We start from the raw sequence: 6829 nt of genomic DNA, 5'->3' as shown, positions 1-6829 counted from the left end.
GGCCGGAGATCGCCGGTTTCGTGGCCGGCCTGCCCGGGCTGCGTTTCGTCGAGGTGGTCGCGGAGGCGGTCGCCCCGGCCGGGCCCCTCCCCGACGGCCTCGCCGAGCTGCGCGGGCGGGGCGTCACCGTCGTACCCCACGGGGTGAAACTCTCCCTCGGTGGCGCGGAACCGGTCGACCCGGCCCGGGTGGCGCACCTGGCCGGGGTGGCCGCGGCGCTGGACGCGCCGCTGGTCAGCGAGCACATCGCGTTCGTCCGGGCCGGCGGGCTGGAGGCCGGTCACCTGCTGCCGCTGCCGCGCAGCCGGGAGGCGGTGGCCGCGGTGGTGGCCAACGTGCGGCGGGCGCAGGCGGAGCTGCCGGTGCCGCTGGCCCTGGAGCCGATCGCCGCGCTCTTCGACTGGCCGGACGACGAGCTGGACGAGGCCGACTTCCTCACCGAGATCCTCGACGCGACCGGAGCGCTGCTGCTGCTCGACGTCGCCAACGTGCACGCCAACGCCCGCAACCGGGGCGGCGACCCGGCCGCCCTGCTGGACCGCCTGCCGCTGGACCGGATCGCCTACGCGCACGTGGCCGGCGGCGCCGAGCACGGCGGCTTCTACCACGACACGCACACCGACCCGGTTCCCGCCGAGGTGCTCGACCTGGTCCGCGAGCTGTGCGCCCGGCGCCGGCCGCCGGCGCTGCTGCTGGAACGCGACGGCCACTACCCGCCCGCCGCCGAGCTGCGCGGCGAGCTGGACGCCCTGGCCGCCGCCGCCGGGCACCCGGTGGTCACGTGACCGGCGGTGACCTGGCCGCGCGGCAGGCGGAGCTGGTCGCGGCGCTGGTGGCCGGCGGGCCGCTGCCGCCCGGGTTCGCCGCCGCGCCGGTGGAGGCGGCCCGGCGGGCCCTGCTGCGCAAGCGGGCCGGCGACGTGGCCCGGCACTGGCCGCTGCTCGCCGCCGGCCTCGGCGACGCCTGGCCGCGGACCTTCGCGGGCTGGGCGGCGGCCCGCCCCACCAACGGCTCGCTCCGCGACGGCTGGGACCTGGCCCGGGAGCTGCGCGACCGGGGCACGCTGCCGCCGCTCGGCGCGGAGGAGCTGGCCGCCCGCGAGGCGGCGAGCCGCTACGACGGCCGCACCGCCCCCCGGGCCCGCCGGCTGCCGGCCGTCGCCCGGGCCGGCGGCGCCGTCGCGGCCCAGCTCGCCGGCCGGGTACGCCTGCTCCGCCCGGCGCCGCGCTGAGAGCGGGTGGCAGGCCCACCCGGGGTACGGCAGGATCGGCCTCATGGATCTCGGACTCGCCGACCGGGTGTACGTGCTGACCGGCGCCTCGGGCGGCCTCGGTTTCGCCACCGCCGAGCAACTCGTCGCCGACGGCGCCCGCGTGGTGATCTCCTCCCGCGCCCCGGAGCGGGTGGCCGCCGCCGTCGAGGCGCTCGGCGGGCCGGAGCGGGCGATCGGGCTGACCGCCGACCTCACCGATCCGGGCACCCCGGAGCGTCTCGTCGCGGCGGCGCGCGGGGAGTTCGGCCGGCTCGACGGCGCGCTGATCTCGGTGGGCGGCCCGCCCCGGGGCACCGCCGCCCAGATCACCGACGAGCAGTGGCGGGAGTCCTTCGAGACGGTCTTCCTGGGCAGCGTCCGCGCCGCCCGCACGGTGGCCGCCGCGCTCACCGACGGGGGCGCCGTCGGGCTGGTGCTGTCCACCTCGGTGCGTGGCCCGCTGCCCGGTCTCGGCATCTCCAACGGCCTGCGCCCCGGCCTGGCCGGGGTGGCCAAGGACCTGGCTGACGAGTACGGTCCGCGCGGCGTCCGGGTGGTCAGCCTGCTGCCGGGACGGATCATGACCGACCGCAACCGCGAACTCCTGGCCGCCGGCGGCGACCCGGAACGGGCCCGGGCCGAGGCGGAGGCGTCGATCCCGCTGGCCCGGATCGGCGACCCCGCCGAGTTCGGCCGGGTGGCCGCCTTCCTGCTCTCCCCCGCCGCCGGCTACGTCACCGGGGTGACCGTGCCGGTCGACGGCGGCGCGCTGCGCGGCCTGTGACGGTGAGCGGGTGAAGGGGCGACGCCTTCCCGGGGCAGCCGGGTCGGACCCCACGCCGCCGCACTCGGCTGGGCCGGCCGCCGCGTGGCCCGATGCGGCCGCGCCGGACGCCGCGCGGCCGGAGGGGGCGGTGCCGGACCCGATGCTGCGCGGCGCGGCCGGGCCGGGCCCGGCGGCGGCCGGGCGGCGGCATCCGCGGCCGACGAAGGAGCAGCTCGCGGCGGCGGCCGACAAGCTGCTGCCAGACGTGATCGCGCCCGGGCTGGACGTGCTCTTCGTCGGGATCAACCCGGGCCTGTGGTCGGCGGCCACCGGCTGGCACTTCGCCCGGCCGGGCAACCGGTTCTGGCCGGCGCTGCACCGGGGCGGCTTCACCCCGCGCCAGCTGCACCCCAGCGAGCAGGACGAGCTGCCCGGCCTCGGCCTCGGCATCACCAACATGGTGGCCCGGGCCAGCGCCCGCGCCGACGAGCTGACCGCCGAGGAGCTGGTCGAGGGCGCGCGGGAGCTGACCGCCAAGGTCGCGCGGTACCGGCCGCGCTGGGTGGCCGTGGTCGGGGTGACCGCGTACCGGATCGGGTTCGCCCGACCCAAGGCGGGCTTCGGGCCGCAGCCGGAACCCCTCGCGGCGGCCCGGCTCTGGGTGCTGCCCAACCCGAGCGGGTTGAACGCGCACTTCACCCCGGAGACGCTCGGCGCGGCCTTCGGCGAGCTGCGTGCCGCGGTGACCGCCGCCGGCTAGTCGCGGCGGCCTCCCGCGCGCTCGCCGGGTCGGTGGCAGCGTCCGCCGCGGGGCCGCCGGCTAGTTGGCGGCGGCCGGCGGCAGCGCCTCCTGCGCCACGTAGGTGCCGACCGGCACGGTGGTGACGACCGGCTCCGGCTGCTCCGGCTCCACATAGGGGGCCGGCGAGTCGGTGACCGCGAACTGGGTGCGGTAGAGCTCGGCGTAGAGGCCGCCGACGGCGACCAGCTCGTCATGCCGGCCGCGCTCGACGATCCGCCCCTCGTCGAGGACCAGGATCTGGTCGGCGTCGCGGACGGTGGAGAGCCGGTGCGCGATCACCAGCGCGGTACGCCCGGTCAGCGCCACCGACAGCGCCCGCTGCACCGCCGCCTCGCTCTCCGAGTCGAGGTGGGCGGTGGCCTCATCGAGGATCACGATCGACGGGGCCTTGAGCAGCAGCCGGGCGATGGCGATGCGCTGCTTCTCGCCGCCGGAGAAGCGGTAGCCGCGCTCGCCGACCGTCGTGTCCAGCCCGTCGGGCAGGGCCCGGACGAGGTCGGCGACCTGCGCGCCGGCCAGCGCCGCCCAGATCTCGTCGTCGGTGGCGTCCGGCTTGGCGTAGCGCAGGTTCTCCCGGATGGTCTCGTGGAACAGGTGCGAGTCCTGGGTGACCACGCCGATCTCGTCGCGCAGCGACGCGAGCGTCGCGTCCCGGACGTCGACCCCGCCGACCAGCACCTGGCCGTCGGTCACGTCGTAGATCCGCGAGATCAGCATGGAGAGGGTGGACTTGCCGGCGCCGGAGGGGCCGACCAGGGCCACCATCTGCCCCGGCTCGACCGCGAACGAGACGCCCTTGAGCACCGGCTCGTTGACCGTCCGGTCGAGCGCGGCGACCTCCTCGAGCGAGGCGAGCGAGACCTCGGCGGCGCTCGGGTAGCGGAACCGCACGTCGCGGAACTCGACCCGGCCGTTGCCCCGGGGCACCGGCACGGCGTCCGGCTTCTCCTCGATGCCGGGCCGCAGGTCGAGCACCTCGAAGACCCGGTCGAAGGAGACGAGCGCGCTCATGACGTCGACCCGGACGTTGGAGAGCGCGGTGAGCGGGCCGTAGAGGCGGGTGAGCAGCAGCGCCAGCTTGACCACGGTGCCGGCGCTGACCGCGCCGGCGACGGCCAGCCAGCCGCCGAGCCCGTAGGTGAGCGCCTGGGCCAGGGAGGCGACCAGCAGCATGGCGACGAAGAAGGTGCGCGAGTACATGGCCGACTGGATGCCGATGTCGCGGACCCGCTCGGCGCGGCCGGCGAACCGGGCCGCCTCCACCTCGGGCGAACCGAAGAGCTTGACCAGCAGGGCGCCCGCGACGCCGAACCGCTCGGTCATCGTCGCGTTCATCTTGGCGTCGAGGTTGTACGACTCGCGGGTGATCTCGGCGAGCCGCCGGCCGACCCGGCGGGCCGGGATGATGAAGATGGGCAGCAGCACCAGCGCCAGCGCGGTGATCTGCCAGGACAGCACGAGCATCGCCCCGGCGGTGAGCACGAGCTGGATGACGTTGCTGACCACCCCGGACAGCGTCGAGGTGAACGCCCGCTGGGCGCCCAGCACGTCGTTGTTGAGCCGGCTGACCAGCGCGCCGGTCTGGGTCCGGGTGAAGAACTGCAGCGGCATCCGCTGGACGTGGTCGTAGACCCGGGTCCGCAGGTCGAGGATGATGCCCTCGCCGATCCGCGCCGAATACCACCGCTGGGCCAGCGAGAAGAGCGCGTCGGCGACGGCCAGCGCGGCGATGATCAGGGCGAGCCGGACCACGGTGGCGCCCGCGTCGGAGCCGCCGCCGGCGATCGCGTCGATGACGTCACCGGCGAGCAGCGGGGTGGCCACCCCGATCACCGCGGCGATCACCACGGTGATCAGGAAGACGACGATGTCGCGCCGGTAGGGCCGGGCGAACGCGACGATCCGCTTGGCGGTGCCGCGCTTGAGCTGGTGTGTGGAGATCTCGTCGCGGTTGCGCATCGACCGGAGCATGCTCCAGCCGCCCATGCCGCCACCGGCCATCGGGTTGGACACTCGTCACCTCCGGGTCGTCGGCGGCCGTGGACCGTCGGGGTCAATTCTCCCGACGACTACGACAACCTCGCGAGTAACCCGGATCTTCCCGAACGGTCCTTACTATTCGCCCCGCCCGGCGAGGTCCCGGATCCGCCGGGTCTGCGCCTCCCGCTCGGCCCGCTGCTGCTCGGCGTGGGTGCGCCCGCCCGCCCCGGCGAGCAGCGCCTTGATCTCCACGATCGCGTCGCGGTTGTTGGCCAGCAGGCCGGCGGTCAGGTCCCGCACCGCGCCGTCCAGCTCCGCGGGTGGCACGACGAGGGTGGCCAGGCCGATCCGGTCCGCCTCGGCGGCGTCCATCCGGCGGCCGGTGGCGCAGATCTCCAGGGCGCGGGAGTAGCCGACCAGCTCGGCGAGGCGCTTCGTGCCGGCCAGGTCGGGCACCAGGCCGAGGGTCACCTCGGCCATGGAGAGCCGGGCGTCCTCGGCGAGCACCCGGAGGTCGCAGGCGAGGGCGAGTTGGAAGCCGGCGCCGATGGCGTGGCCCTGCACGGCGGCGATCGAGATCACGTCCGGCCGGTGCAGCCAGGTGAAGCCGCCCTGGTATTCGGCGATGCGGTCGGCGCACTCCTGCTCGGGCAGGGTGGAGAGCTCGGCGAAGGAGCCCGGGCCGGAGGAGCCGGCGACCGAGAGGTCGAGGCCGGCGGAGAACGCCCGCCCCTCGCCGCGCACCACGACGACGCGGACGTCGCCGGGCAGATCCCGGGAGAAGTCGCTCATCGCGCGCCACGTGGCCGGGGTCTGGGCGTTGAGCACGTCGGGCCGGCACAACGTCACCGTCGCGACCGGCCCGTCGCAGTCGAGTCGTACTCCGGTCGTCTCGGCGGTCACCGGACCACCCGGAGCACGGCGCTGATGGACGACGCTGGGGGGCGGGTCACGCCTTCTTGCGGCGCCGGGCGCCGCCGCGCTGCCGCAGCTGCACCCCGGACTCGGTGAGCACCCGGTGGATGAACCCGTAGGAGCGGCCGGTCGAGGCCGCGAGAGCACGGATGCTCTCACCCGAGGTGTACCGCTTTACCAGGTCCTTGGCGAGCGTCTGGCGCTCGGCCCCGACGATCCGGCGACCCTTCTCAGTGCTGGTGGCTGTGCCGGTGGCTGCCATGCTGATTCCTCACGTCCCAGACTGTGCGGTTCGGATACGGTCCCACCTATTAGACCGCCTCGAACGATCATGCGCCAGATATCAACTATTCGCCAACCGACACGCTATGCAATGTCAGCTTCCCGATAGAGTGATCCTTCTGACCGGTCAGCCGGCGTCGGCCGGCTGGATCATGACGAGCCGACCGGCCGGCTGATCCGTACGCTGCCGGGGTGATCGATCTGCTCGCCGCGGCGGCCGGCGCCGCAGGGGTCTTCGCCGCCACCAACATCGACGACATCGTCGTGCTCACCGTGTTCTTCGTGGCGGCCCGCGGCACCGGCCGGCCCCGCCCCTGGCAGATCGTCGCCGGGCAGTACGCGGGCATCGGCGCGCTGCTCGCGGTCGCGGTGGTGGTCGCCGCCGGGCTGCTCGTGGTGCCCGACCCGTGGACCGGACTGCTCGGGCTGCTGCCGATCGGGCTGGGTGTCCGCACCCTGCTGTCCCGCGACGGCGAGGGCGAGGACGAGCCGCCGGCCGTGGTCGGCAGCCTGCTCGGCGTGGCCGGGGTGACGGTGGCCAACGGCGCCGACAACATCGCCGTCTACGTGCCGGTGTTCCGCTCGCTCGACCCGGCCACCGGCCTGGTCTGGCTGCTGGTCTTCGCCGCCCTGGTGGCCGTCTGGTGCGCGGCCGCCGCCCTGCTCGCCAACCACCCCCGGGTGATCTCCCTGGTCGGCCGCGCCGGCCACTGGCTGGTCCCGGCCGTCTTCATCGCCCTGGGCGTGATCATCCTGACCACCTCCGGCGTCCTGCCCCACCTGACAGCCCTGCTGGACTGACCCTGCCCCGTTGATCATGGGGTTGACGGCG

At 75.3% G+C, this 6829-nt stretch carries 8 protein-coding genes; 5 read left to right on the top strand and 3 right to left on the bottom strand.

The window, feature by feature from the left end; all coding sequences use genetic code 11:
- The 4 genes from ACW0Q9_RS27935 to mug form a co-directional block, all read left to right on the top strand.
- Positions 1–785 (top strand): DUF692 domain-containing protein (locus tag ACW0Q9_RS27935; protein WP_456186314.1); only part of this gene is annotated, 785 nt, incomplete at its 5' end.
- On the top strand, positions 782–1231 hold the full coding sequence (locus ACW0Q9_RS27930) for a hypothetical protein (protein WP_456186312.1): 450 nt from the start codon (positions 782–784) through the stop codon (positions 1229–1231). The genes ACW0Q9_RS27935 and ACW0Q9_RS27930, both read left to right, overlap by 4 nt.
- Positions 1232–1274: 43 nt before the next feature.
- A complete protein-coding gene (locus ACW0Q9_RS27925) occupies positions 1275–2036 on the top strand; it encodes an SDR family oxidoreductase (protein WP_456186310.1) in 762 nt (253 codons plus the stop codon).
- Between the two features lie 142 nt (positions 2037–2178).
- Positions 2179–2778 carry a G/U mismatch-specific DNA glycosylase gene (mug, locus tag ACW0Q9_RS27920; protein ID WP_456186318.1) on the top strand — a complete coding sequence of 200 codons (600 nt, stop codon included), beginning with the start codon at positions 2179–2181 and terminating at the stop codon, positions 2776–2778.
- Positions 2779–2838: 60 nt separating this feature from the next.
- On the opposite strand, the gene ACW0Q9_RS27915 is transcribed toward mug, so the two are convergent.
- From ACW0Q9_RS27915 to ACW0Q9_RS27905, 3 genes are all read right to left on the bottom strand, one after another.
- Complete coding sequence (locus ACW0Q9_RS27915) at positions 2839–4821, bottom strand: ABC transporter ATP-binding protein (RefSeq protein WP_456186316.1); 1983 nt, start codon at positions 4819–4821, stop codon at positions 2839–2841.
- Positions 4822–4935: 114 nt separating this feature from the next.
- Positions 4936–5703, bottom strand: coding sequence for an enoyl-CoA hydratase/isomerase family protein (locus ACW0Q9_RS27910; RefSeq protein WP_456186308.1), 768 nt, complete (start codon positions 5701–5703; stop codon positions 4936–4938).
- A 46-nt stretch (positions 5704–5749) separates the two neighbouring features.
- On the bottom strand, positions 5750–5977 hold the full coding sequence (locus ACW0Q9_RS27905) for a helix-turn-helix domain-containing protein (protein ID WP_007462679.1): 228 nt from the start codon (positions 5975–5977) through the stop codon (positions 5750–5752).
- A gap of 212 nt (positions 5978–6189) precedes the next feature.
- On the opposite strand from ACW0Q9_RS27905, the gene ACW0Q9_RS27900 reads away from it, so the two are divergent.
- Complete coding sequence (locus ACW0Q9_RS27900) at positions 6190–6798, top strand: cadmium resistance transporter (protein WP_456186306.1); 609 nt, start codon at positions 6190–6192, stop codon at positions 6796–6798.
- Positions 6799–6829 lie beyond the last annotated feature (31 nt).

It is taken from the genome of Micromonospora sp. I033, from assembly GCF_053890995.1.
This window is presented reverse-complemented; position numbering and strand designations above follow the sequence as displayed.

Coding starts and splice junctions, on each gene's coding strand:
- ACW0Q9_RS27925 (WP_456186310.1), top strand. CDS start 1,275: ATGGATCTCGGACTCGCCGACCGGGTGTACGTGCTGACCGGCGCCTCG.
- mug (WP_456186318.1), top strand. CDS start 2,179: ATGCTGCGCGGCGCGGCCGGGCCGGGCCCGGCGGCGGCCGGGCGGCGG.
- ACW0Q9_RS27915 (WP_456186316.1), bottom strand. CDS start 4,821: ATGGCCGGTGGCGGCATGGGCGGCTGGAGCATGCTCCGGTCGATGCGC.
- ACW0Q9_RS27905 (WP_007462679.1), bottom strand. CDS start 5,977: ATGGCAGCCACCGGCACAGCCACCAGCACTGAGAAGGGTCGCCGGATC.